Origin of the sequence: Herbaspirillum camelliae (assembly GCF_001929405.1) — a bacterium.
Classification (GTDB): domain Bacteria; phylum Pseudomonadota; class Gammaproteobacteria; order Burkholderiales; family Burkholderiaceae_D; genus Herbaspirillum; species Herbaspirillum seropedicae.
Map to the genome: position 1 here is coordinate 5588362 of NZ_KV880769.1, position 23633 is coordinate 5611994.

A 23633-nucleotide genomic window follows, 5' to 3' on the forward strand; every position below is an offset into this window, starting at 1 on the left:
TAGGCTGGCCGGTCAGAAAGACCACATCAGACTCATGCCGGCGGTGAGGGGGGAGGTCTTGAATCGGTCTGGCTGGGAAATCGGTACACCGGCGAAGACTTCATAATTGGTGCGGCCCAGCGCACCGCGCAGGCCCAGTACTGCGCCGGCCAGGCGGCGTCCGACCAGCAGCTCCGTGGAGGGACCGCCGACTTCGCCATAGTCCAGGCCGGCATAGATCTCTTGCTTGCTCGCGCCCAGGGCGGCGGCCAGTTCATTGCGCACATACCAGCCGCGCTCGGCCAGCAGGTTGCTCTCGCCGTCGAAGCCGCGCACGCTGTAGCGCCCGCCGAGCGAAAACTTGTCTTGCGGGGTCAGGGGCGTGCGGTTCCATTGGGCACGCGCGCCCAGGGTGTAGCGCATGGCCTGTTGGCCCCAGGGCATGGGCAAGGCAAAGGGAGCGTTCAGGTTGAGGTCGGCGGTCATGAGACGGAAGCGCGAAGTGCCTTCGCCAAAGGCTTCCTCGGGCGCAGCCATGGCGTCGAAGGCGCCGGTGCCGCGTTTGTAGGCCAGGGCCAGATCCAGGGTTCCCTCGCCGATGAATTCGCGATGCGCCAGCCCCATCTCCCAACCGGCCACTCGACGGCGCTGCACCTGCACTTCGGTGTCATCGACATAGTTGCTGGAAGAGCGCACGAAGCCCTTGAACGAGAGCGTGGTCTTGCGCACGGCGTCGCGGTAGACCAGGCGGCTCAGTTTCAATTCGTTGGTCTCGCTCTGGCCGCTGTAGAGATAGGTCTGGTTGATGCCGGCCACGGCCTGGTGATAGCGATTGCTGCTGTTGGTGAAGGCCAGCGCCCAGTAACCCAGCGGCAGCGAGTAATGCACCACCTGGCTCTGGCTGCCGCGCGCGCCGGGGTCGCCGCCGCCCAGATCGTGGCTGAAGCTGATGTAGAAGAGATCGTTGAGGGTGAGCCAGTTGTCCAGCGAGACGGTGGCGCTGCCCTGGTATTTGCCGGTGGCCTTGGTGCCGCTATCGTCCACCGACAGGGTCAGGCGAATGGGGATGCCCTGCTGGTAGCTGATGACCAGGTCGCTGTCGCCGGGGGCCGCATCCTTGCCTTCGCTGGGGGCGATCTGGATATCGGCCTCGGCGGTGGGGACGCGCTTGAGGTTTTCCAGTCCTTGCTCGATATCGCGCAGATTGAGGAGATCGCCGGGCGACGCCGGTAGTGCATTCCACTGGGTGGCGCGTGGATCGGCATTGTCGGCAAAGCGGATCGCGCGGATCTTCCCCGGCACGATGGTCAGCCGCAGCTCGCCGCTGGCGATATCCTGCGGCTGGGCCAATATGCGTGTGGTGACGTAGCCGCGGGCGACGATGGCGTTTTGCAAGGCCGACATCACGGCGTTGATCCCCTGCACGCCCAGGCAGCGCCCGCCGGGATTGGCTTCCGGCAGATCGAGCAGCCAGTCGAAGCGCGCGCTGCCGGCCCCATCCAGCACGACGCGATGCACCGCAAAGCAAGGCGATTCCTGGGCGGGGACGGCCTCAGCGGCCGCACCGGGTTGCGCCGGCAGGCGCACGTCGGGAGCGCGCTCCTGCTGCCGGCGCAATTCGCGCTCGCGCTCTTGCTGGCGCTGGAATTGCTGCGTCGACAGATCGGCCTGCGCCCAGGCGCTGGACATCACGCCCGCCTGGCACAGACACAAAACGATGGGCAAAAAGCTGCCCTTCCCACGCAGGCGCACGTGCCTGCGCAGGCTCCCCTGAGGATCCTGGCTCATTGTTGTCTTTTTGTTGTGGTGAAACTGAAGTGGGTGCGGGGCGTCGTTTGACGGTACCGCTGCCTGGCTGCGGCAAAATTTCCGCACAGAAATTGTGCCGCGCAGCAATTTTACCTAAAATTACAATCTCATTGAACAGGAACGTAACAGGTTGCGCTCGATCAGCGGCGATATGGCCAACTTCGTTGCTCTGTTACACCCTCATGGGGAAGTTACACCAAAGAAATAAAAAGTCAATATCTGTTAAATATAAAAGTCATCGGGGAATAAAAAACAATCAACTGCGCAAAAGTATTAAATATAAAACCTAACAATTTCCCAACTAACAACTTGGGGGAGCTTGCCTGGCCAACGACGACGCGTTGTTGATCACTGTGGCCGAAAAAGCGTCTCGCTATCGGCGAATGCTGTATTAGTGCGAACCTGGATTTTTACAACTGCGGGAGATTCGTAGTCAAATAGCGACCTGGCGTGGTGCCGAACGTCCTGCGAAACAATGCAATGAATGCACTAGCGCTGTCGTAGCCAAGCTCTAAGGCAATATGGGTCACGGCTGCGCCTGCCGCCAGCAATTCCAATGCCCGGAACATTCGGGCCCGTTGGCGCCAGATCGTGAACGTCAGTCCCGTTTCAACGACAAAGCGACGACTCAAGGTGCGCGGGGTGACGTGCGCCCACTCGGCCCACTGATTCAACGTACGGGAATCGGCAGGGTCATCAATCAATGCATTGGCGATGCGCACCAGCCTGGGATCGCGGAGCATCGGCAATGTGAAACTGTCCTCACGACTCTCCCTGATCTCATCGAGAATCACATCGATCAGATGCTGCTGGCTGGCTTGAAGTGGACCCACATCCCATTGCGCGGCCCGCAATACGGATTCACGCAACAACCCGCTGACCTCAAAGACGCGTGGCTGCTCGGGCAGGGTGGCGCAGGCTTGCGGTGATACATAGACGGCCCAGCCGTCAAAGGGGCCATGCGATTGTGCCGAATGAATATGAGAAGGAGGAATCCACACGGCGCGGCTGTTGGGCAGCACCAACACTCCTAGTTCAGTACGCACGCTCATCACACCTGAAAACAAGCCAAGGAGTTGGCCCGTAGCGTGATGGTGCGGCGCCGATTCGCGGGGGGTGTCTTGTCTGCCAGCGAGTGCAATCAAGGGCGGATGCTGATCTTGCTCACCCAAGACTCGGGTGTACGCCATTTTTTGCTGTAATCGTTTCTGAGAAAGCATGGCGTCGTTGCGTTATTGAATGTCCGCAATAGTCTATCACTGCCATATGGCGATGCGTATGCTTGGCTGCATCCCATTCAAGGAAGATGAACATGAGCAGCTCGCCATTTTGCGCCACTGATCTCAATGAGATGTATGAACCGCCATCAGAGATGATCGTCAAGAGCGTCTTGCCTCATCTGGTGCCATTCCACCATGCCTACCTGCAAGTTGCCACGTTTTTCTGTTTGGCGACAGGCGGCGCCGAAGGACTTGACGCGTCACCACGCGGAGGACCGGCAGGATTCGTCCAGGCGCTGGACGACAAACACATTGCGTTTGCCGACTGGCCGGGCAACAACCGCATTGCTTCATTACGCAATGTGACAGAGGACGACCGCGTCGGAATGCTATTTCTTTTTCCCGGACTGGAGATCTTCATGCGCATCAACGGACACGCGGCCATTTCACGCGAGGCTGCATTGCTGGAACGTCTGACAGAAGGTACACGCCTACCTAAATGCGCCATTGTGGTGAGAATTGACGAAGTACTTTTTCACTGCGGCAAGGCAATCAATCGTGCCAACTTATGGGGCGATGCCTCAAGACTTGATCCACGCAGCGTACCATCACCCGGTCAAATGAAGGCAGCGCTCACCGGAGCCGACGCTGCTGCCGCACAAAAAATGGATGCAGGTTATTACACCTCCGTGCGCAATTATCTCTATTGAGTTACCCGGCAGTTCCCGACAAAAAATGGCAGGCTGGCTTCCGCGCGAGGGCTGGCGGAATACTGTCTGGCGTATATCGCCTTTTCAAGAGGGGGCGTGTCCGAATTCAAGGTCAACGTGTGACCAGCGGCAATCTGTGCCCCTCTGGCCCGGATGTCACTTGCGGTACTAGACAAGCTAACCTTGCCACCATCCTGGATGGTGCTGGCCAGTGCCTGCACGTAACTGGAATTGTCAGAGCTATCGGAGGTGGCGAAACCGATAGGCTACAGTACCGACAAGAACCCAGCACCACCGCAGCCTGCCGCCTAGACTAACTTTAAGTCTAGGCCAGTTGTTTCTGGCCGGTCACGCAACGACCTTTCTTCAAAATGTTTCCCAATCGTCCTCTTTGCGCGCTGATAATCGGGATGGAGTTTGGTTTGGCGAAACTATCTGCTTACCAACGCCTGTAACCGTAATGAGCGTTGGTTCTTTTGCGGACGTATCCTTGAATGATGCGCTTGGGGCTGGTGTTGCACTCCACTTATTGCCTCTGAAGCGGTCGAGCTCAGAGACGCTTGATTTCCTGTCAGAACGAGCTACTACATGGTCAGTATCCAGTTTGAATATCGAGACGGTTGTGACCAGATCAACCGCTTGCCCCTTGAGGCTTAGCGCCGCAGCAGCTATTTCTTCCACCAACGCAGCATTTTCTTGTGTTGCCTGATCCATTTGAGCCACTGCTTCGCCGACCTGAGCCACACCGGCTGCTTGCTCATTGCTGGCAGAGCTGATTTCACCCATCAGATCACTGACCTTGCGAATGGAGTGGACAACTTCAGTCATCGTGGCTCCCGCTTCGTCCACCAGCGTTGTGCCCTGTTCCACACGTTCAACACTTGCATTGATGAGTATCTTGATTTCTTTGGCAGCCTCCGCACTTCGCCCTGCCAGCGAACGCACTTCACCGGCAACCACAGCGAAGCCCCGGCCCTGCTCACCCGCACGGGCAGCTTCGACCGCGGCATTGAGGGCCAGAATGTTGGTTTGAAAGGCAATTCCATCAATCACGCTAATAATGTCGCTGATTTTGCGTGAGGAGTCGTTGATTTCTTTCATTGTCTCTACTACACGGCCAACCACTTGGCCACCGCGCGCCGCCACACTCGATGCACTTTCAGCGAACTGGTTGGCCCGCCTTGCGTTCTCCGCATTGTGCTTAACCTGTGAATTCAACTGATCCATTGATGCAGCGGTTTCTTCCAGGGCGCTCGCCTGGCTTTCGGTTCGGGCTGATAGGTCCTGATTACCGCGGGCAATCTCTGCGCTGGCGTTAGCTACAGAATCCGCACTCAGTCTGACGCTCTTCACAGACGAAGCCAAACTGGTTTGCATACGCTGCAATGCAGCCAAGAGCGAACCTGTTTCATCTTTGCTACGCACTACGATGAGCTCTTTCAAGTTGCCGGCGGCCACTGCATCTGCTACAGCAAGAGCCTCTTTCAAAGGTGCGGTGATTGATCGAATCAAAACCCAAGCAGCTATCACAGCTAAGAGCACAGAAACAAGTCCGCTGATGATCATAATCAACCGTGCGTCAGTAAACGTTTTAGTTGATGCGGCAGCCGAGTCGTAGCCACCCTTCTGGTTCATATCTACCAACTTTTGAATCTTGTCTGTCGCACTGTCGTAGAAGTTTTTTGAATCTCCTTCAAGTATGGCTTTGGCACTATCGGTTTCATTTTTGCGCGAGTAGGCTAGCACTTGTTCATGCAGTTGGAGAAACTGCTTCCACTCTGCAACCATTGCTTCATAAATCGCTTTTTCATCTGGACTACTAATTAGAGGAATATAAATCTGGTGGGCTTTCTCAAAAGCTTTAAGCGCAGTCTCCATATCCTTCTCAATGGCTCCCATTTCTCTTCCATCGGTGTGCAGCACTGTAATGACCCACTAAAAACCTGCTCAGTAGATAATCCTAAAAGGGAATCAAAATGAGCAAGGTCATGGAAGAAGAATTCAAACGTTGGACAGCCAAGCGCAAAGCGGCGCTGGTGATGGAAATCATCCAGGGAAAGACGACGGTAGCCGAGGCTAGCCGGTCGTTTGATATCCCGCCATCCGAGATCGAAGAATGGGTCGATGAAGGCCGCAAAGGGATGGAGAACGCCCTGCGCGCCAAGCCGCTGGATGTGAGAGAACAGTACGAGCGGCAACTCAAGGAGCTGCAGGAAGCCTACGGAGAAGCCATGCTGGAGCTGCGCGCCAGAAAAAAATTGGCGTCCCTGTTGGGCGAGGAAGACAAGTAATCGAGACCATCCGCCAGGGACTCAAACAAGACGGTTTCGATGTGGCTGTCAGCAAGATATGCGCGTGGTTTGGGATTGCCAGGCGCAGCGCTTACTACAAGCCGGTGAAGGCTGAGCCCAAGGTGCAGGAGCGCTTTGCCGAACCCATTCGCAAGATGATCCTGGAAGAGCCGTCCTTCGGCTATCGCACGGTGGCTGGCCTGCTCGGGTTCAATAAGAACACGGTGCAGAGGATCTTCCAGATCAAAGGTTGGCAGGTCAAGAAGCGTCCTATTGGTTTCCGGCCCAGGGTGAAGGCCTTGCCGTCGGTAGCCACAGGACCAGACCAGCGCTGGGCAACCGATCTGTGTCGGATCTGGACAGGGCGAGATGGCTGGGCGGTGCTAGCCTTGGTGATTGATTGCCACACGCGGGAATTACTGGGCTGGCATCTGTCGCGTTCGGGCAAGTCGAAGACGGCAGAGTCGGCCTTGGAGCAAGCGCTGATCGCGCGTTATGGCTCACTGGGTCGCGTGACGGCGCCGTTCTTGCTGCGCTCAGATAACGGCTTGGTGTTCACCAGCCGTAGTTACACCGCGTTGGTCCGCAGTTACGGGCTTCAGCAAGAGTTCATCACGCCGCATTGCCCACAGCAGAATGGCATGGTCGAACGCGTCATCAGAACCCTAAAGGAGCAATGCGCTCATCGACATCGCTTCGAAACATTGCAGCACGCCAGTCGCATCATTGGTGACTGGATCGGCTTCTATAACCACCGCCGGCCGCATCAGGCGCTGGGCATGAAGACACCGGCTGAGGCGTTTGCTTTAGCCGCATAACTTGAGCAGGTTTCGCTGGGTCATTACAGCACGTGCTGAAACTCAAGAATGCGTAGGTCTCCAGCACGAGCATTCATGTTATTAGTTTGCTCAATACTAGGCATCCAGTTCGCCGTAATATCATTGGTGGCGTTATTCATGTAGCCCATATTCGTCAGGGCTATAGCTATCACACCCATAAGTAGAGCTATAAGGAATCCAAAGGCAACTGATAGTCGCACACCAATTTTTAGATCGCCAATTTTCACGCAGAAGCTCCTCTTTTTTTAGCCAGAAAATAGTCTTTAAAATACATGTGCTTTATGTGCACACATCGGTTTCTCGTTGCTTTCAAGCACATTTAATACTTGGGCATCAAAAACACTTCTGCATGTGCGAGCACCGCGCAATCGTCGGTATGCAGACCTAGGCCTCTACTCAATCATGCTGTGCTTACTTGCCTCATACTCTTGTTGCGGTCGAGCTTGACTTAAGCACATCGCATATTCGTTCAAGTTTCACTTTCGTGTTGGAGACTCGTTATCGGCAACTCCACATGGAGTAGTACGGGCCATAACGTCAATGTCTTAGCTTCGGATAATGGTCACCCTAGAAACCTGACATTTGCATTCAATGACGCCGACTAGGTGAAGTAGAAGATAATGATACCAATGGGAAATAGAACTGAAACTCCAAGATCCCAATGCCATCTCAAGCACCTTCTTATTTTATATATGTTTCAAATTTTATACTTTTATTTTAATTTCATGCCTAAATATATAAAATATGATGACTTGACCCACGTTCTGCAGCCTGCAGAATTAATATCAAACCACTTGCAGAGTGGCAACATTTCGGCGCGAGGTATTTAGGTCAACCGCTAGACCAATGTTGCCGGGCGCCCGAACTGCAGCTCAATCGATGCAGGAGCAGGCAGAAAAGCTTTCTCGAATAGGGCAGGAGAAACCGTGGCCGGTGTGTCGAAGTCGGCAGTCGTAGGCACCTGGTACAGTGCCAAATCGACGTTGGGCATTCAATGACTTGGTGGGACGCGATGGTCCTCCGCATTAATCACGACCTCGCCGTCTTCCTTGATGAAAGCTCCTTGCTGGGGCTGCTCCAGGATGTCCAGCACCCGTTCGGACGGACGGCACAGACGTGTGCCCTTGGCAGTCACGACAAAGGGGCGGTTGATGAGGATGGGGTGCGCCATCATGGCGTCGAGCAATTGGTCGTCGCTGAGCGTGGCATTGTCGAGACCGAGTTCGGCATAGGGCGTACCCTTCTGGCGGATCGCCTCGCGCACGCTCAAACCGCTGTCCTGGATCATCTTGGTCAGTTCCTCCCGGCTGGGCGGCTGTTGCAGATACTCGATGACCGTGGGCTCTTCACCGCTGTTGCGGATCAAGGCGAGTGTATTGCGTGAAGTTCCGCAGGCGGGGTTGTGATAGATCTTGGTCATGGCATTGCTCGTCGGTGAAGGTGTTATTGAAGCCGGATGGCCAGGGCTGCGAGGGTGACCACCAGCACCGGCAGCGTGAGCATCGCGCCGACACGGAAGTAGTAGCCCCAAGAGATGTGAATCTGCTTCTTGTCCAGCACATGCAGCCACAGCAGGGTCGCCAGGCTGCCGATTGGCGTGATTTTGGGCCCCAGGTCGCAGCCGATGACGTTCGCGTAGAGCATGGCTTCCCGTACTATGCCGTGCGCGGTTGTGGCATCGATGGCAAGCGCGCCCACCAGGACCGTCGGCATGTTATTCATGATCGAGGACAGGATCGCCGTCAATACGCCCGTACCCAGGGCAGCGGCCCACACCCCGTGCGCGGCCAGGCCGTCCAGGGTCCGAGTCAGGATATCGGTCAGGCCAGCGTTGCGCAGACCATAGACCACCAGGTACATGCCGAGGGAGAAGAACACGATCTGCCACGGCGCGCCGGCGATGACTTCCCGGGTCGGGATGACGCGACCACGGACGGCGACCGTCAGCAAGATAGCTGCGCCAACGGCGGCCACAGCGCTGATCGGCACGCCCAGCCCTTCCAGCCAGAAGAAACCCAGAAGTAGCAGAGCCAGCACCCACCACCCCGCTACAAAGCTTGCCCGATCCCGTATCGCTGTCGCGGGTGTAGCCAGCTGGGCGAAGTCGTACTTCGCTGGAATATCTTTGCGGAAAAAGGCATAGAGCACCAACAAGCTCATGCTCACCGATGCCAGATTGACCGGGATCATGACGCTGGCATAGCCGGTAAAGCCCAGTTTGAAATAATCCGCCGAGACGATGTTGACCAGGTTCGAGACCACCAGCGGCAAGCTGGCGGTGTCCGCAATGAATCCAGCCGCCATGACGAAGGCCAGGGTCGCTTGTGGCGAGAAACGCAGCGCCTGCAGCATGGCAATGACGATGGGCGTCAGGATCAGGGCGGCACCGTCATTGGCGAATATCCCCGAGACGGCGGCGCCCAGCAGCACCAACAGCACGAATAGCAGCCGCCCCCGGCCACCGCCCCAACGGGCGACATGCAGCGCCGCCCATTCGAAGAAACCGGCCTTGTCCAGCAACAGGCTGATGATGATGATGGCAATGAAGGTGGCCGTTGCATTCCAGACGATATGCCATACCAAAGGAATGTCGGTCCAGTGGATGACACCGCTGGCCAGCGCCACGGCGGCGCCGGCGCAGGCGCTCCAGCCGATGCCCAGTCCTTTGGGCTGCCAGATGACAAAGATCAGCGTCAACAGGAAGATGATGAAGGCAGCGAGCACGATACGGTCCTGTCAGGTCGTTGCTTCCGTTGGAGAGCAGCAGACACTCACCGGTGAACATACATTCCCACCGCAGCAGTTCTCGGTGAGGAATCCGATGACATCGTTCATGGCGGTGAAGTTGGCCGAATAGATGACGTATCTGCCTTCGTGGCGAGAGGTCACCAGGTCAGCGTGAGCTAACTCTTTCATGTGAAATGAGAGCGATGACGGCGCAATATCGAGCGCTTCGCCGATCTTGCTCGCGGCAGCGCCCTCCGGGCCGATCTGCACCAGGTGTCGGAAGATGGATAGACGAGACTCCTGCGCCAGTGCGGCCAGGGCGATGATGATAGCTTTGGTTTCCATACACGCGATCTCAATAATTCAATATTTCAATTATTGTTGAAATATAGTGGTCGGGCAAGAGGCAATTGTTTTCCTGCGTACGCTGGACTTAGGTGATGCGTAGTAGCGGCGCTAAGCTCATCCGAACCACTCAATACATGCGCACGGCCCCGCCAGCCGTCCAAGCCGCCGATGTAGCCTTCCTGCGCCTCTCTCCCCCCGCATGCCCACGCACGGCCCATCCTCCACTACTTAAAAAATATTTCAAATATGAAATATTTCACGCGAAAAAGTTGCATTAAGGATATTTTTAATTGAATTTCGAGCCGGCGCGCGCGGTTGCCCCCACCCCGCGCCTGCCCGCTAAATAGGTCGGTTTTGACTCAAAGTTGCGTCAGGTGCCGAAGCCCGCCCATTCTGGCCCAGCGGCCCGCCCGACGAATATCAAATCTGACGCATTTTGACGCACTCAGGAGACGTTTTTTAATAAGATGAGCTTCTTGCTATCCATAGAGGGGGAAAAGGCTATGACCGATGAGTCAGGGGCAGCGGGAGGCATTGAAGGTGGAGATCCACGGAGTCGCCCCCTTTCAACATTTTCCCCAGAGGCACAAGCGCAGTTCAAGGCTCACGGACAGAAACTGGTGGACGTAATTTTTAACCGCACGATGGATGCCGGCTTCGAACTCATCAAGCACTTTGTCGCAATCAATGCGGCTGGTGTTGCTGGAGCGACGGCCATTGCTAGCGCATTAATTGAGCCGGCAAAGCTGGCGATTCCGTATTTCTTTGGTGGGCTGGTTGTTTCGATAATGACAATGCTGCTTGTTTACGTGAACGGCCTTCAAATTACGCATGGCATGGGCAAGCGGTTTAACGCGGTTGTGAATTCTGGCGCACCAATTGGGACTTTTAAGTTTTCCCGTCTCATGTGGATCGGCATCGTCGCGACTTGGCTTTTGGGCTTGGCCTCCATATTACTTTTCCTGACCGGTGCTGCTCTGTTGGTGTTGAAAACGTACCCGACCATCCCGTAGTTGTTGGCTACTCGCAGCACTTTATCATCGCCGGCCATGTCGAAAGGATTGCCACATCCCGCTGAAAAAGAGATATGACAGCTCCCCACTTCAAAAAGAATGCGTCCATGCACGCCACCCCATCTTCAAATTTTCCTGCTCAGCTCGACCCGGTTAAGGGCGCTCACCACCTGGAAGCCGATCAGTAAAGTAGAGTTTGTGCTGGATCACCTTTCGCCGGGCAGGAATTAACGACTGAATTTCAGAGTGAAGGACACCGGCACCGATTAAACCTCCAGCAAAAATTTTCCCTAATAGATCGATCCAGGGCAGGCCTGTAATCGTGCCAAGAAGTCCACTCGCGTGCAGCAAATATTCTCCCCCAATGGCGCCTCCAGATTTTGCCAATGCGGCGATTCTCAGCTTTTCCCAACTCGCAATTAGGTTCTCTTTTGCGTTTGTGAAGTCAAGCATCATTTCGCGCAACCTCTTATTGTTTTCCTCCCGAGAGAGGTCACCATTCTGAAGTATCGAAACCTTTCTCATGTGAGCTCGCAACCTGTTCATACCAGGCAGAATTTCTTTTCTTAGGCTTGCCACGTCTTGCCACGACATTGCATCAAGAGCGCTAATCAACTCTGCTGAATCGAATATTTCTAAATCAAATTGAATAGGCGAAAAGTCTCCCGAATGAGAGAAATTCCTTTGTTCTACAAAGGCATCTATTTGGCCTGTAGCAGCCAATATTTTCTGATTTGGATCATCGAACGCAAGTGGAATGAGGCCCATGGCGTGGGATATGCGCAGAAACTTTAAAGCCCGTCCTAGCCGGAGATGAGCATACATAGACCATCGCTCAGAACTGTCGGAGAATTCAAATGCAGGGCGTGTCTCTGCAATTTCGTACTTCGAACGATGGTTGTTGATCGTCATGACACCGCCGCGCATGTAGAAAAAATAGTCCGCAGGAGGATTCTGAGCACGATGGCGATCAGGTGCTGCGGCGTTCACCAAAATAGGATCTGCAATAGCACTGTGCCAAAGCGAATAATTAACTCCCGCATCCATAGTTGGCAACGGCTTTTCGGGGGTAAGCCTGAGAATCCCTCTCGATCTTAACGACGACGTATCACTGATGATCCTCTGCATCGAATCGACATAGCCTTCGTTTCGTGGGAAGGCGTTACGCTCCGCCCACCTAATCGTCGCCTCGGGGAATTTCTCGATAACGTCGTTACGGTTTATAAGCGCTGCATCGGCAACGTTTGCGAGAGTGACCGAATCAAAAAAAAGCACGCTCTTTTTTAATTGTGCGTTAAACGGGGCATCATCGGCAGGCAGCAAAAGGGCATCGGAACGTTCAGACATCAAGGATTCCTCCATTTTTATTGTCATAAGATACAGGTTAGCCCAAAGTCAAAATACCTTTATAGGCCCGACACACGCCCCAGACAAAAAAGCCATAACTGAAGATCGCCAGCGCAATAGACAGAAGGTTGCACCCCAACGCAACTCTGGTCGCCCAGGTGCGCCCAAGCATAGAAAACCATTGCGTGAGATATGTGAAGCCGGATTGAACTGCGGTAGTCAAGACGCCACCAGCAAAAACAGCAAGGGCCAGCGCCAGCGTACGCATATCGATGCCGAGCTTATTTCCCTGGGTCATGTGGCCGATAAATGCCAACATTGCGACAGCAGCGCCACCATTGAGCAAGAAGGCGGACTTAATTGCCGCCTGCCCGGAGGTAATAACGGACCGGAACGCCTCCAAAGTTCCTTCATGTTGTTGCCTGGCCCGCTCCGCCCTTTCCTGTAATTGGGCTTTGAACTGTTCCATTTGTAGCGCAGAAGGCTCTGATTCAGGCGTGCTTTCGATCTGGCGTAGATATGCAATTAACGCGTCGCAGTCGATTACAGCCTGCCCTTTCTCCTTCAAGCCCTCCACAATCGTCCGCAGTTCCTCAGCGAAATTTTTACTCCCCATATATCCCCCCTTCATATCGAGATCTGGAGCTTAGCATTCGCTTCTTCCACTTCCAAATTCTGCTCCGCAAAATTAAGCCGAGCCGCGTCCTGTTTGCAGTTGCGGCCGCCAATTTCTCTGAATTGCGGAGCAAAAACAACCTTAACCTATTGATTTTTATGATTTTCCCCGCAGATTCGTAATCAGTAGGTCGACGGTTCGATTCCGCCCATCAGCACCATTTTATAAGGGGTTCCGGCTTATGCTTGGCCTCCTTTTGGGTAATAGTCCCCACACTGGGTAATAGAATGGTCCTCCGGCCACGCCATTGCCCAACAAAAAAGCCCGCTCATGCGGGCTTTTTCTTGTCTTTTTTCACTACTCGAAACGCGCCTTGAGGGGCTGTACAAGCTCGGGCTTGCGCCGGTAAATTCGCCTGGTCGTCCGGGCGTCAGCATGCGCCAGCAACGCGCGGGCTTGCTCCAGGCTATCGGCGTCGCTCGCGCACTTGGCGCGCAGGTCGTGATCGGTGAACGACTGCTTCACCTTTGTTTCCGCCAATACGCGCGTCATGAAACGTTGCCACATGGAATCCCAACCACTGAAGTCGTCCTTCTCTTCGTCGTAGTAGCTGGTCCCGTTGCGGGTGCAGAACAACAGATCGACCTTTTTCGGCCGCACTTCCATCGCGTGGAACACCTCATCGCGAAGATCCGGCGTCCAGGCATAAATCGTCCGCTTCCCTGTCGATTTCTTCACCTTCCGGCGCTGCACATGGATGCCGTCTTCCTTGAAGTCTTCCGATGGGACCAGGCGCAGCAGGTCGCCCTTCGAAATTCCGGTCAGCAGCTTGATGCGCATGTAGGCCTGGATGATCGGCACGCCCGACGTGCCGCCATTGGACTGGCGCTTGAGCGCCAGGCACTCCACAATTTCCCAATCCTCCACATAGCGGTCGCGGGCCTTCTGCCCTTCCAGGCGCATCTGCCCGATGAACGGGTGTCGGTCTATGTACCCCCACTCCACGGCTTTTGTGAATGCGTGCGACAGCAATGCCACCGCCCGGCGCGCGGCAACCTTCTTCGGCGACTTGTCGATGAACTGATAGACGAGCTGCGGGCGCATGTCAGTGAGCAGCAGCTCGCCAAAGACCCCGCGCAGCCGGCGCACGTATCGACTGTCGTCGAGCTGCTGTTTCGGCCCCTTGGTCGGCACAACTTCCAGAGCGTATCGGTCCAGCAACTGCGCCACGGTTTCCGCCGCGTCCAATTTCTCCAGCCGCGCCGCCCAGGCCCTGTAGGCTTCCGGCAGCGTGCCGCCGAGACGGAATTTCTTCTTTCCATCCCACCGTGCTTCAAGCCCAGCAGGAACATGGTAGTAGTAGGCGCCATGGTGCAGCACCCAGCGCGCTGGCAGGCCACGATTCTGCGCACTTCTCGCCTTAGGCATATGCCAGTGCCTCCCACTTCGGCTCACGCGCACGCTTACTGCTCTCCGAGTTGCCGCCCAGGAGCTTGTCCACATGCGCGGACAGCACCACCAGCGAGCCGTCGGCACGGACCTTGTGCTGAATACCCATTGCGTTCAGTTGGCGTTGCTGCGCCTTAGAGCGCTTACGCTTCGTCAGCTTTTCGATTTCAGAATCAGTCAGAAACATGTGAACTTCCTTCATACAGCTCTTGCATCACTTCGACGAAGAGCGCCGCTTGCTCGGCATTGATTGCATTGCCGAATCCTCGTAGGCGACCGACTCTGTTGATGCAGTTGGTCCCGAGTGGAAAACCAATTTCGGCATCGGCTGCGATGGCTTCAGGCCAAGCCTCCTGTGAGTGGCGTGCCAATACTGATGACAGAACACGCACAAGGTCTGCAAGTTGCTCGGATCGTTGTTGGTCCAGTCCTCGTCCAAATGGTGAACATGCAGACGGGTCTTCGTCCCGCAGGCCTCGCAGCTTTCCTTCCGCTGCTTGCGCGCCTGCGCATGAAAAGCCTTCCGCGACAAACCACCCTTGCTCCGAGAGTTGGCGCAGGACAGCGAGCAAAAATTGCGACGAAGGAAGGACGTCATGTCTTCCAGGCGTCCAGATTGATTGCGTTTTCTCGCTAAGCGACAACCACAGATAGTGCAGCGCTTCTCTGGGTCCGGTTTCCGATTGGATGCACCGCTCACTTATTTCTCCCGCGATTTCTTTGATAACTTGACGGACATTGCTGCAACATCCCAGGACATCGGATATCCCATCAACCAGCGCGAGTGAGCGGGCCTCAACTGGCCGCCACTTTCCATCCCGGCAGAGGAGCCAATCAGCAGCTCGCCAGAGGCCGTTAGTCGGGCCGGCTGCGAAGCCAGTGTCGGCGTCAATGATGACGTGCTCGTTGGGCTCCCGACGGCGCAAAGCTGCACGGCCTCTTGCATCAGCATTCCCCCTGCCTTGCGCGCGGCTCGGTTTTCCGGAGTGTCGCTCCCGCTCTTCCAGTCCCGTGCCGCCGTCGTCGGCCAGCCTGCCAGCACCGCCGCGTGATTCAGCGTAATGTTCGGCGTCGCGAACTCCTGCGATGGCTGACGTACCGCGTCCGTGGCCGTGGTGCTGGGCCATCCAGCTAGGTGCGCGAAGTCCTTCAATCCCGAATGCACTCCATTGCCGCTCGGCCGCTTTTCGTTGTTGATCTTCTGCATCGCTATCTTCCAGCTGCCTCCCCCGGAATGATCGAGCGCGGCTGCCGTAGGCCACCCAGTACGTGCGGTCTCGGATGTGCGGAGCACCGACGCTCGCAGACGGGAACGCAACCGCCCCGAAGGCATAGCCCATGGCTTCCAGGTCATCTTGTACAAGGTCGAGCCAAGGATCTGCGTCCTTGCTTGCAACTTGCTCACCAGCGACGACTGCAGGGCGGCACTCTTGGATGAGCCAGTGAAAGGACGGCCAGAGGTGCCGCTCGTCATTAAACCCAGCTCCTTGGCCTGCCGAGGAGAAAGGTTGGCACGGACAGGAACCAGTCCAAACAGGTCGACAATCTGGCCAACCGGCGCGGCGAAGCGCGAGGGACCATCCGCCGATCCCCGCGAAAAAGTGGCACTGGTCGAATCCTCGCAAGTCGTCAGGTCGTACATCCTCAATACTCCTCGTATCCACTTCGCCGCCGGCGATGTGGCCACCCTTGATAAGCTCGCGCAGCCATGCCGCAGCGAACGGCTCGATTTCGTTGTAATAGGCTCCCGGCATTAGACCCCCGTCAAGGCCCTATCGGGACTCTGCACTGCGCGATCAAGGATTCCGCTGTAGTCGGCCAAGCAAAGACGGCGCGATTCGGCGCAAGAAGGTGCATTGCGGCGCGCTGTTCCTTCATCATCGCAACTGATGATGTCGGCCAGAGGCACCCCCCGGAATTGGCCGGCCAATTCGTTGTCCAGCTCCACCCAGGCGAATCGCTGGCCATTGCCAAGATGCTGACGGATGACCGACACATAACCGGCCAGGACGCCATCGTCGGGCGTGTTGAAGGTGATGCGGTCCAACGGCTGCGGTGGCTGCTCCACAAAGTCCCGCTGCGGTTGACGCTTTGCCAGGTATTTGGCGATATAGACCTCAGCACCAGGGAAGTTGGCGGTGGGCTTCGTGATTGCGTTCATTGGTGGATCTCCTGAATGGCCGTTACAGAGCACACACCAAAGCGATCGACGGCGGCGGCGATCACGTCGCAGCTATGGGCTGCGATGGCGGTGTAGGAATGGCGTGCGCTGGCAGTGCGCACGACGACACGAAACGCGGTCATGGAGCGTTCCCTTTCGTTGGGTTGGGATCAATCGGAAGTTCGGTCACATCGAGCCGGCCGGCGCGCCAGTCGGCGACCTGGCGCGGCGTGCCATGGCGCGGGGAGCTGTCCGGCACAGGGGCCATGCGCGGCCAGGGGCATGCCTTGATCGCGTCCCAGCCGGCGAGCGCACGGCGCTGCTCGTCGGCCGTCATGTCAGGCGCTGGCCACGCCGGCCTGTCGTCAACTGCCGGCCGTGGCCAGGCGCATGCGCCCAGGGCCAGCCAGGCATGCTCGATCTGCTTGGCCTGGTCCGGCATGAACATGACCGGCATGGGCGCGCTCTTCGGTACGAACGACACATCGGCCGCAAAGCCAGGCCCAGCGGGCTGCGTACAGTTATTTACACGAGTCCAAGGGAACCTCGAACCCGCCGATGTGCGGGCATCGTGCCCTTGAACTGGCGTCCATGTTGACGAACGGATTTAAAAACCACACCGACCATCTCGCGGCACTGGACGCCATAGGGCATCACGCGCTCGCACTCTTCATAGCGCCCGGTGACAGTCTTGGTTTCCTTGGCCAGCGTGACCATCAGATCGTCACGCTTCACCAGAGCGCCGCCCTGCGCACGCAGATAGCTCGCCCAACATGCGCGCTTCTCGCCCTCGACTTTTTGTACGGCATCCCATGCGGCGGCCATGGCCGGTGGCGCCTGTTTGACCATATCTGCCGGCACGCGGCGCAGCTCGCGCCAGACGCTTACCGGTGCTCCACCCCATTGCTGGAACTGACGAATCCCCCAGCGGGCCGCCCAGGCTTCCACGCGGGCCGAGGGCGTCAGCTCACGATCACCCGCCATATCGGTGGTGATGAGATAGCCTTCCTTGGTCTTGTGGTCCGCCACCCCATCGATGTTCTTGGCCACATATTTGGCGATGTAGCCCGCAGCACTGCCTTTCGCCCAATCGATGCGTTTAACGTCAAGTCGGCGCTTGAATGCGCCCGGCTCGCCACGGTCCACGCGCCAGGCATATCTCTTCATGACGCGGATAGCGCGGCTGGTCACATCCTTGACGTGTGGCGTGGTGTAGTCAGGTAACGCGCGTACAAACACCAGCATATGCCAGTGCGGGCAACCATCGTGATGCGGCTCAGCGATACGGAAGCCGTACAGGCCGATGCCGCGACGGGCCAACGCCGAACGCGCCAGCGCAGTCATCTTGCCCAGGTGTCGATTGGCCGTGCGAGGGTCCGAACCGTCATACTTCGGATTTGGCTTGCCCGTATGCAGCGTCGCATGGAAGCGCGATGGGCAAGACCATGTGAGGAACAGGCCCTGATCGTTGCACTCCTTTGCAATGACCTCGAAACCATTGATGCGCAGCATGAGTTCGCCGCGACGAATGGTCTTGTTAGCGGTCGTTTTTTCGGCTAGTTCAGCAATACTGAATTCCTGACCAGCCTCATTGCGCACAATGGTCGCTTCCAGAGCAGCGGCATTTCTCCGGTTCTGTGCCAGGCGAGACAGTACGGCGTCATTACTGGCATAGGGCTCGCCGTGATAGTGCACATAGCCCAGGCGAATATTTCCGCCCTCAAAGGCGCGGCCGACCACCTTGCGCAGTTGCCGACGCCACCAGCGCGGATCCACCACACGCGCGATGATGGCGCGCAGGTCGTCATCATCCACTTCAGGCATATCAATGCCGTAGTCGCTACACTCCTGCTCGATGAGGTCGCGTGCGTGGGTGTCAGAAATGGCTTTCCACAAGACTTTCTTGACGTTCTCGGCTGCTTTCTCGGCCGTAGCACAGATATCGGCATCATCCTGCGACAGATCCACGCCGGCCGGCACGTACTGCTCAGCGAATTCGCGGACGAACTGAACCGCAACCGGCTCAAAAATCTTGTTCCAGTGCCATACCGACATCAGTTCCAGGGCCTGGCTTACGACACGTCCGCGCCACTTCAGCGGAATACGTGCCAGTTCCCCGGCAAACTGGTGCGACTCGACGAAAGCCCGATGGCGACGCCGTGTTTTCGCATCGACTGTTCTAGACTGCATTGAGGGCTCTTTCATACGTCGTAATGGCACGCAGCACCGCATGGCGCATGGCCAGGCGTTCCGCTTCAGTAAAGGAGTGAATAGGAGATTCCCAGCGATCCGCCGCGAAGCCCGCCAGGGCCAGGATGTGTCGACGCACTGGCTTGGGCATCGCTGCCCAGGAATAAGCAATGCCGGTTTGGAGATCGGGCCGCCTGCGATTGCGCAACAGCGAAATGGATTTACTGAGCTCAGCCTTGGCAGCCTCATTTCCCGGGGGCGTGGGAACCCATGCCGCACGCTCACGCAGCAGGTCCGCAGCCGGCCGGAATGACGCATGGTCCTTAATTCGTGCACCGCGCATCGTTACCCCCGCACCAGCCCGAGAGCCGCAAGAAGAGATGGTGCAAGCAACAGCAGAGCAGCGATGCAATGAGCGATCACAGTACGCATTACCATGCCCCCATCAGGCCACCGAGACGCTGCAGACGCTGGCCAAGGCGATGTGCAATGGCAGATTTCCCCTGCCAGATCACATTCCACTGCAGTTCGTCTTGCAGCACGGCTTTGCGCAGCAGCATGCGCTGGGCGCACTGAAATTCTTTGATATCGTCGCCCATGCGAAGCCGCAGCGAGGCGAGGGCAAGCGTTGTCTGTTGCTGGTCGAGAGCCATGTGAGGTTTCTTTAGGGTGAGCGAATCCCGCGTGCGCCAAACGGCGCACGACAGGTCTTAGTTATTTGGGATTCAGCGACCGGCTAGGCGGTCAGCAGCAAGTCAGGCAGTACCTGTTCCTTGGGGGACAAGGTATGCACGGGGCGAGATGGGAAGGCTCACCTCGGGATTGGGCATGGCCGACAGGGAAACGGTGCGAGAAATCTCCAGCGTGGCCACGAAGGTATGGCCGCAATCGACGTTCTGGCATCGGTAGGTGATTTCCTTCATCAGCGTAGACATGGTTCGGCTTTTGGCTGCACGCACTGGGCTTTGGCAATGAGGGCACGGCAGGCTGATTACACGCATGTTGTTTTCTTTCCCTTGATGGCATAGAGTGCACGCCCCTTGCCAGTAACACGTTTGATACCTTCTCGAACAGATTGCGCTAGAGCGAACTCAGCGGCCTGTTCAATCGTGTCAAAGCCTTCTCGCATCATGATCACTTCCAGGGCTTCGACTAACGCAGGATTAGTGAACGGCAATTCGATATCAGGCATTGCGTGGCACTGAAAAGTGGCTCGTGAGCGCCTTGGCTTGCACGTTCTGCTCGGATAAGATCGGCATCGAATAGGATTGCGCCAGGGCGATGGCCTGATGCATCAACAGATCATGAGCCAAGGTGGCCAGGTTTTCACCTTGGTACTGTGCCAGGGCCTTCATGATGTCGTAGTTGTCGTCGTTGACGCGCACAACGATGCGGCGATGACGGATTTTGCGGGGATCGTCGTACATAGCAGCCTCCGTGCTCAAGCCCGTTCGGCTTTAACGTCGTTGTCGTAGGCGGCCATGCCGCGCAATATCAGCAGGCGCACAAAGGACGAGCGTGTGCGCAGATCCTGGCGGGCCAGCTCAGCCAGTCGTTCTTCTTCATCAGCTTCAAGGCGGAAGGTAACGGCCACCGAGGTATCGGTGTGGGGGCGGCATACGGGCTTGGAGAGAGTGGGCATATGGGATAATGGTTGTACACGTCACTTAGCAATGACGTGAATATAGCGGTCATATGACCGCAAGTCAAACAATATATTGCGGTCAAATGATGGAATTTAACGAGCGTCTAAAGTTGGAGCGTAAGCGGTTAGGTCTGAGCCAAGAGAAGTTTGCTGCCTTGGGTGGCGTTACGCGTGATACGCAAATGAACTATGAGAACGGATCGCGAAAGCCCGACTCGGCTTATCTCACTGCTATGGCAGTGGCGGGAATTGATGTGTTATTTCTCTTAACGGGAGAGTCGAGCAATGCTCCGCTAACCAAAGATGAAAGCGATTTACTTGAAGGATTTCGCAGCCTGGATATCCGAGGCAAAGCTGGCGTGCTTGGAATGATTTTTGGATTGACCTCCGGCTCTGAGTCGTCGTCGGGAGCGCGGACGCCAGCCATGAACACTAAAGGTAACGTTGGTCACCAAATTCACGGAGATGTATTTGGCACCATTAAAGGCGTCGTCATGGGGAACAAGATCGTCAAAAAGAAATAGGAGAGCCAGCCGTCTTGTATTGATCGTTTCAAAGACGCTGTATATCGAGCCAGGAGGCTTTTGAGAGTACGGATGCCGCGAGTCCTGCAACGGGAAATTCCGCGACGCACTAGGGCCTGTTCACATTAAATCTGCACACTCGCAGATTTAATGTGAACAGGCCCTAGAAATGGCCGGCGCTGAGATAACTGGGAGGAGACAGAACAGCCTAGTTGGCGCGAAGCAAGACCCGCCGTTATGCCAGATTAAAAATCGACGCTAGCCGAGAGTATCACCGTACGCGGCTGGCCCAAGTATACCCAGTTGCCGTTGCTGCTGGACCAATAGTTTCGATTGAAAAGGTTGTTCACGCTGGCGCGCAGCACCATCGGTTTGTCGAAGGCGCGGGTCGTGTAGCGCATGCCAATGTCCCAACGGGTCCAGCCGGGAATGCTACGGACATTGGACTGTTCGATGTACTGGGAGCTTGTGGAAATCATTCGGGTACTCAGTGTCAGGCCGGCCAGGGCGGGAACATCGTATTCCCCGCCGAGATTAAGCTGCCAGCGTGAGACATTGGGCGCGACGTTGCCATCGTAGGTGCCGCTATCGGTCTTGGTCAGGCGGGCGTCGGTATAAGCCAGGCCGCCCAGCAGACGTGCGTTGCGGGCCAACTCGCCAAAGAGATTCAATTCGACCCCACGATTTCGCTGCTCGCCGCTGATCTGATAGGTCGAGGTGCCATCTGCATTGGACACCGAAAAACCGCTGGGCCGCTGGATCTCGAACAGGCTCAGGCTGGTGCCGAAGCTGCCGAAGTCATACTTGGCGCCGATCTCGCGCTGTTTCACCTTGACCGGCGGGAACATCTGCCCCGCATTGGTCGTGCCCACCGGTGCAGTATCGCCCTGGATCAGTCCCTCGATGTAGTTGCCATAGAGCGAAAGATTGGGCATGAGTTTGAACACCACGGCCAATACCGGAGTGACGGCCTGCTTCTGGTAAACCGTATCTCCAGTGCCGGTCCCGCTGGTGTCGTAGGTGATGCTCTTGACACGCTGGTAGCGTCCACCCAGCGTCAGTGCGATACGTTCATCCATGAAGTAGAGGGTATCGGAGAGGGCCAGCGACGGCAGTTGCAGCGAATTGGTCTTGGGCGGGTTGGAAGAGAAGCCCTCCAGCGAAGGTGCGGCCACGGTGACAGGCTGGTAGATGTTGGTATCGTAGCTGGTGAAACCATAGTAGGAAGAGGTGTAGCCGGAATCGCTCTTGAGATAAGTCGCGCTCAGATTCAACCGGTGTTTCACGCTGCCGGTGAAGACGGTGCCGCGTAAGCCACCTTGCCATACTTGGTTGCGGGTCCAGTTCGGCCAGAAATAGACATTGGCAGTACCGTCGCCCTGGCTGTCATTGACGGTGATGTCGGTGGACAGATAGCGCGACTGGGTATCGCTGCCCCCCACTGCACCGTAGATCATCCATTGCGGGCTGAGCTCGTACTCCGCTTTGGCCAGGACAAAGTTGCTGCGCGACTTGGTGTTCTCCCAGCTCTGGGCGATGCGTGCGGTGGCGCTGGGCGGCGAGGGTACCTCGACGCCATCGGCAATGCCGAAGCCGGCGGATCCCTGCGGGGACGTGTTGTTCATGGTCTGGTGCCCGACATCCAGCGATGCACGCAACTGGCTGCCGCGATAATCGATACCCAGCGTGGCCGCACCCAACTCCACTGACTGATCGGAGGTGGCCGTATCGCCGTTGCGATAAATGCCGTTGAAGCGGATGCCCCATTGCTTGTCTTCCCCGAAACGACGCCCCAGATCCAAGTGGCCGGCCAGGTTGCTGTTGGACATGTAGGTGGTCGTCACACGCGTGAGCGGTTCGTCATCGGCGCGCTTGGGAACGATGTTGATGGCACCGCCCACGGCGCCGCCAGCGCCGGGTGCCATTCCGTTCAGCAGGGCATTGGGGCCCTTGAGCAATTCGACACGTTCAGCGATCTCGGCTGAACTGGCGCGGCCAGACATGATGCCGGGCACGCCGTCAAAGAGGATTGAATCCTGCACCGACAGGCCACGGATCATGAAGATTTCGCCACCCGCCGCCGAATTGGTCAGGCCATAGGAGACCGTGCGCACCGACGGGTCGTTGGCCAGTACATCGGCTACCGTGATGGCTTGCTGGTTCTCCATCAGCGTCGAGGTATAGCTGGTGGTATTGAAGGGCGTGTCCATGATGTTCGTATTACCCAACAGCCCGGCGCGGCTGCCGCGTGCCACCTGGCCGCCGGCGTAGGTGGACAGCAGGTCTTCTCCATTCTCTGCGGCCGCCTTCACCACCACCTGCGGTAGCGGTGCCGCCGACTGTTCAGCCGTTCCGGCGGTGCGGATGACGAAAGTGCCGTTGACCTGCTGCATCTCCAGCCCGCTGTTGTTCAACAGGTGCGTCAACGCTGCGCGCGGCGTCAGACTGCCCTGCACAGCAGCAGCATTCTTGCCAGCCACCAGGGCCGGCGGGAAGGCAATGGGGATACCCGTGGCTGCAGAGAGTGCATTGAGCGCGGAGCCCAGAGGCTGGGCGGAAATGGAAATGCTGACGGTGCGGTCGTTATCGACGGTCTGGGCGTACAGGACAGGTGCCTGGGCCAGCAAAAGGACGACAGCCAGGGAAATGCGGGTGGGCGCAAAGCGGAATGGAGGCTTGTGCATTGGGAGAGGGTCTCGATGATAGTTTAATGAAAATGGGTCTCACTATCATTAAGACGCTCGACTGCCTCAAATGTGCACCTC

27 protein-coding genes and 2 pseudogenes are annotated in these 23633 nt (G+C 56.9%); 5 read left to right on the forward strand and 24 right to left on the reverse strand.

Translation table 11 applies throughout. The features are described from left to right. Window positions 1–12: 12 nt before the first annotated feature. Together BGK68_RS24970 and BGK68_RS24975 are read right to left on the reverse strand one after the other, a co-directional pair. Entirely contained in the window at window positions 13–1668 is a 1656-nt protein-coding gene (locus BGK68_RS24970) for a ShlB/FhaC/HecB family hemolysin secretion/activation protein (protein WP_143433227.1), read from the reverse strand. 530 nt (window positions 1669–2198) lie between these two features. Continuing rightward, window positions 2199–3008 (reverse strand): AraC family transcriptional regulator, encoded by an 810-nt coding sequence (locus BGK68_RS24975; RefSeq protein ID WP_233149407.1) that lies wholly within the window; start codon window positions 3006–3008, stop codon window positions 2199–2201. Window positions 3009–3100: 92 nt separating this feature from the next. On the opposite strand from BGK68_RS24975, the gene BGK68_RS24980 reads away from it, so the two are divergent. Next, window positions 3101–3718, forward strand: coding sequence for an MSMEG_1061 family FMN-dependent PPOX-type flavoprotein (locus tag BGK68_RS24980; protein WP_143433165.1), 618 nt, complete (start codon window positions 3101–3103; stop codon window positions 3716–3718). On the opposite strand, the gene BGK68_RS28735 is transcribed toward BGK68_RS24980, so the two are convergent. Together BGK68_RS28735 and BGK68_RS24990 are read right to left on the reverse strand one after the other, a co-directional pair. Then, entirely contained in the window at window positions 3712–3981 is a 270-nt protein-coding gene (locus BGK68_RS28735) for a hemagglutinin repeat-containing protein (protein WP_083657895.1), read from the reverse strand. The two genes, BGK68_RS24980 and BGK68_RS28735, sit on opposite strands and share 7 nt — an antisense overlap. Window positions 3982–4084: 103 nt before the next feature. Beyond that, window positions 4085–5641 (reverse strand): methyl-accepting chemotaxis protein, encoded by a 1557-nt coding sequence (locus BGK68_RS24990; RefSeq protein WP_267889731.1) that lies wholly within the window; start codon window positions 5639–5641, stop codon window positions 4085–4087. 53 nt (window positions 5642–5694) lie between these two features. On the opposite strand from BGK68_RS24990, the gene BGK68_RS24995 reads away from it, so the two are divergent. Next, entirely contained in the window at window positions 5695–6009 is a 315-nt protein-coding gene (locus tag BGK68_RS24995) for a transposase (RefSeq protein WP_017455550.1), read from the forward strand. Window positions 6010–6050: 41 nt separating this feature from the next. Then, window positions 6051–6827, forward strand: a complete 777-nt coding sequence (locus BGK68_RS25000; RefSeq protein WP_075255802.1) for an IS3 family transposase — start codon at window positions 6051–6053, stop codon at window positions 6825–6827. Window positions 6828–6850: 23 nt separating this feature from the next. Here BGK68_RS25000 and BGK68_RS25005 read toward each other — a convergent pair whose 3' ends face one another. From BGK68_RS25005 to BGK68_RS25020, 4 genes are all read right to left on the reverse strand, one after another. Next, complete coding sequence (locus BGK68_RS25005; protein ID WP_075259299.1) at window positions 6851–7075, reverse strand: MCP four helix bundle domain-containing protein; 225 nt, start codon at window positions 7073–7075, stop codon at window positions 6851–6853. Between the two features lie 764 nt (window positions 7076–7839). Beyond that, complete coding sequence (gene arsC / locus BGK68_RS25010) at window positions 7840–8268, reverse strand: arsenate reductase (glutaredoxin) (RefSeq protein WP_075259300.1); 429 nt, start codon at window positions 8266–8268, stop codon at window positions 7840–7842. 23 nt (window positions 8269–8291) lie between these two features. Beyond that, window positions 8292–9572 carry an arsenic transporter gene (locus BGK68_RS25015; RefSeq protein ID WP_075259301.1) on the reverse strand — a complete coding sequence of 427 codons (1281 nt, stop codon included), beginning with the start codon at window positions 9570–9572 and terminating at the stop codon, window positions 8292–8294. Window positions 9573–9584: 12 nt separating this feature from the next. Continuing rightward, window positions 9585–9920, reverse strand: coding sequence for an ArsR/SmtB family transcription factor (locus BGK68_RS25020; RefSeq protein ID WP_075259302.1), 336 nt, complete (start codon window positions 9918–9920; stop codon window positions 9585–9587). A gap of 470 nt (window positions 9921–10390) precedes the next feature. On the opposite strand from BGK68_RS25020, the gene BGK68_RS25025 reads away from it, so the two are divergent. After that, complete coding sequence (locus BGK68_RS25025) at window positions 10391–10936, forward strand: hypothetical protein (RefSeq protein ID WP_075259303.1); 546 nt, start codon at window positions 10391–10393, stop codon at window positions 10934–10936. 153 nt (window positions 10937–11089) lie between these two features. On the opposite strand, the gene BGK68_RS25030 is transcribed toward BGK68_RS25025, so the two are convergent. From BGK68_RS25030 to BGK68_RS25090, 15 genes and pseudogenes are all read right to left on the reverse strand, one after another. Continuing rightward, the gene (locus BGK68_RS25030) at window positions 11090–12283 is read right to left on the reverse strand and encodes a hypothetical protein (protein WP_143433166.1); all 1194 of its coding nucleotides are present in this window, start codon (window positions 12281–12283) and stop codon (window positions 11090–11092) included. A gap of 37 nt (window positions 12284–12320) precedes the next feature. Next, window positions 12321–12899: a hypothetical protein gene (locus BGK68_RS25035; RefSeq protein WP_075259998.1), complete on the reverse strand. Its 579-nt coding sequence runs from the start codon at window positions 12897–12899 to the stop codon at window positions 12321–12323. A gap of 357 nt (window positions 12900–13256) precedes the next feature. Continuing rightward, window positions 13257–14327, reverse strand: a complete 1071-nt coding sequence (locus BGK68_RS25040; protein WP_233149408.1) for a site-specific integrase — start codon at window positions 14325–14327, stop codon at window positions 13257–13259. Then, on the reverse strand, window positions 14320–14535 hold the full coding sequence (locus BGK68_RS25045) for a DUF4224 domain-containing protein (RefSeq protein WP_075259305.1): 216 nt from the start codon (window positions 14533–14535) through the stop codon (window positions 14320–14322). The genes BGK68_RS25040 and BGK68_RS25045 overlap by 8 nt, the downstream gene beginning before the upstream one ends. Window positions 14536–14562: 27 nt before the next feature. Continuing rightward, a complete protein-coding gene (locus BGK68_RS28500) occupies window positions 14563–15048 on the reverse strand; it encodes an HNH endonuclease signature motif containing protein (RefSeq protein WP_233149480.1) in 486 nt (161 codons plus the stop codon). A gap of 544 nt (window positions 15049–15592) precedes the next feature. Then, window positions 15593–16102, reverse strand: a pseudogene (locus BGK68_RS28505) (DNA cytosine methyltransferase); the annotation flags it as partial. Continuing rightward, entirely contained in the window at window positions 16102–16509 is a 408-nt protein-coding gene (locus tag BGK68_RS25055) for a hypothetical protein (RefSeq protein ID WP_233149409.1), read from the reverse strand. The pseudogene BGK68_RS28505 and the gene BGK68_RS25055, both read right to left, overlap by 1 nt. Further along, the gene (locus BGK68_RS28120; RefSeq protein WP_198937261.1) at window positions 16506–16652 is read right to left on the reverse strand and encodes a hypothetical protein; all 147 of its coding nucleotides are present in this window, start codon (window positions 16650–16652) and stop codon (window positions 16506–16508) included. The genes BGK68_RS25055 and BGK68_RS28120 overlap by 4 nt, the downstream gene beginning before the upstream one ends. Further along, window positions 16649–18699 (reverse strand): annotated as a pseudogene (locus tag BGK68_RS25060) (replication endonuclease). The gene BGK68_RS28120 and the pseudogene BGK68_RS25060 overlap by 4 nt, the downstream one beginning before the upstream one ends. Further along, a complete protein-coding gene (locus BGK68_RS28125) occupies window positions 18689–19042 on the reverse strand; it encodes a hypothetical protein (protein ID WP_174616830.1) in 354 nt (117 codons plus the stop codon). Before BGK68_RS28125 ends, BGK68_RS25060 begins: the two are co-directional and overlap by 11 nt. 88 nt (window positions 19043–19130) lie before the next feature. Further along, complete coding sequence (locus BGK68_RS25070; RefSeq protein WP_075259306.1) at window positions 19131–19352, reverse strand: hypothetical protein; 222 nt, start codon at window positions 19350–19352, stop codon at window positions 19131–19133. Between the two features lie 102 nt (window positions 19353–19454). Continuing rightward, complete coding sequence (locus BGK68_RS25075; RefSeq protein WP_075259307.1) at window positions 19455–19700, reverse strand: ogr/Delta-like zinc finger family protein; 246 nt, start codon at window positions 19698–19700, stop codon at window positions 19455–19457. Further along, complete coding sequence (locus BGK68_RS25080) at window positions 19691–19891, reverse strand: hypothetical protein (RefSeq protein ID WP_058896480.1); 201 nt, start codon at window positions 19889–19891, stop codon at window positions 19691–19693. The genes BGK68_RS25075 and BGK68_RS25080 overlap by 10 nt, the downstream gene beginning before the upstream one ends. Beyond that, window positions 19884–20126, reverse strand: a complete 243-nt coding sequence (locus BGK68_RS25085) for a hypothetical protein (RefSeq protein ID WP_006461600.1) — start codon at window positions 20124–20126, stop codon at window positions 19884–19886. Before BGK68_RS25085 ends, BGK68_RS25080 begins: the two co-directional genes overlap by 8 nt. Before the next feature lie 14 nt (window positions 20127–20140). Further along, window positions 20141–20341, reverse strand: a complete 201-nt coding sequence (locus BGK68_RS25090) for a hypothetical protein (protein ID WP_006461601.1) — start codon at window positions 20339–20341, stop codon at window positions 20141–20143. A gap of 89 nt (window positions 20342–20430) precedes the next feature. On the opposite strand from BGK68_RS25090, the gene BGK68_RS25095 reads away from it, so the two are divergent. Beyond that, window positions 20431–20868 carry a helix-turn-helix domain-containing protein gene (locus BGK68_RS25095; protein ID WP_233149413.1) on the forward strand — a complete coding sequence of 146 codons (438 nt, stop codon included), beginning with the start codon at window positions 20431–20433 and terminating at the stop codon, window positions 20866–20868. Window positions 20869–21113: 245 nt separating this feature from the next. Here BGK68_RS25095 and BGK68_RS25100 read toward each other — a convergent pair whose 3' ends face one another. Continuing rightward, window positions 21114–23552, reverse strand: coding sequence for a TonB-dependent receptor (locus BGK68_RS25100; protein ID WP_075259309.1), 2439 nt, complete (start codon window positions 23550–23552; stop codon window positions 21114–21116). Between the last annotated feature and the right edge of the window lie 81 nt (window positions 23553–23633).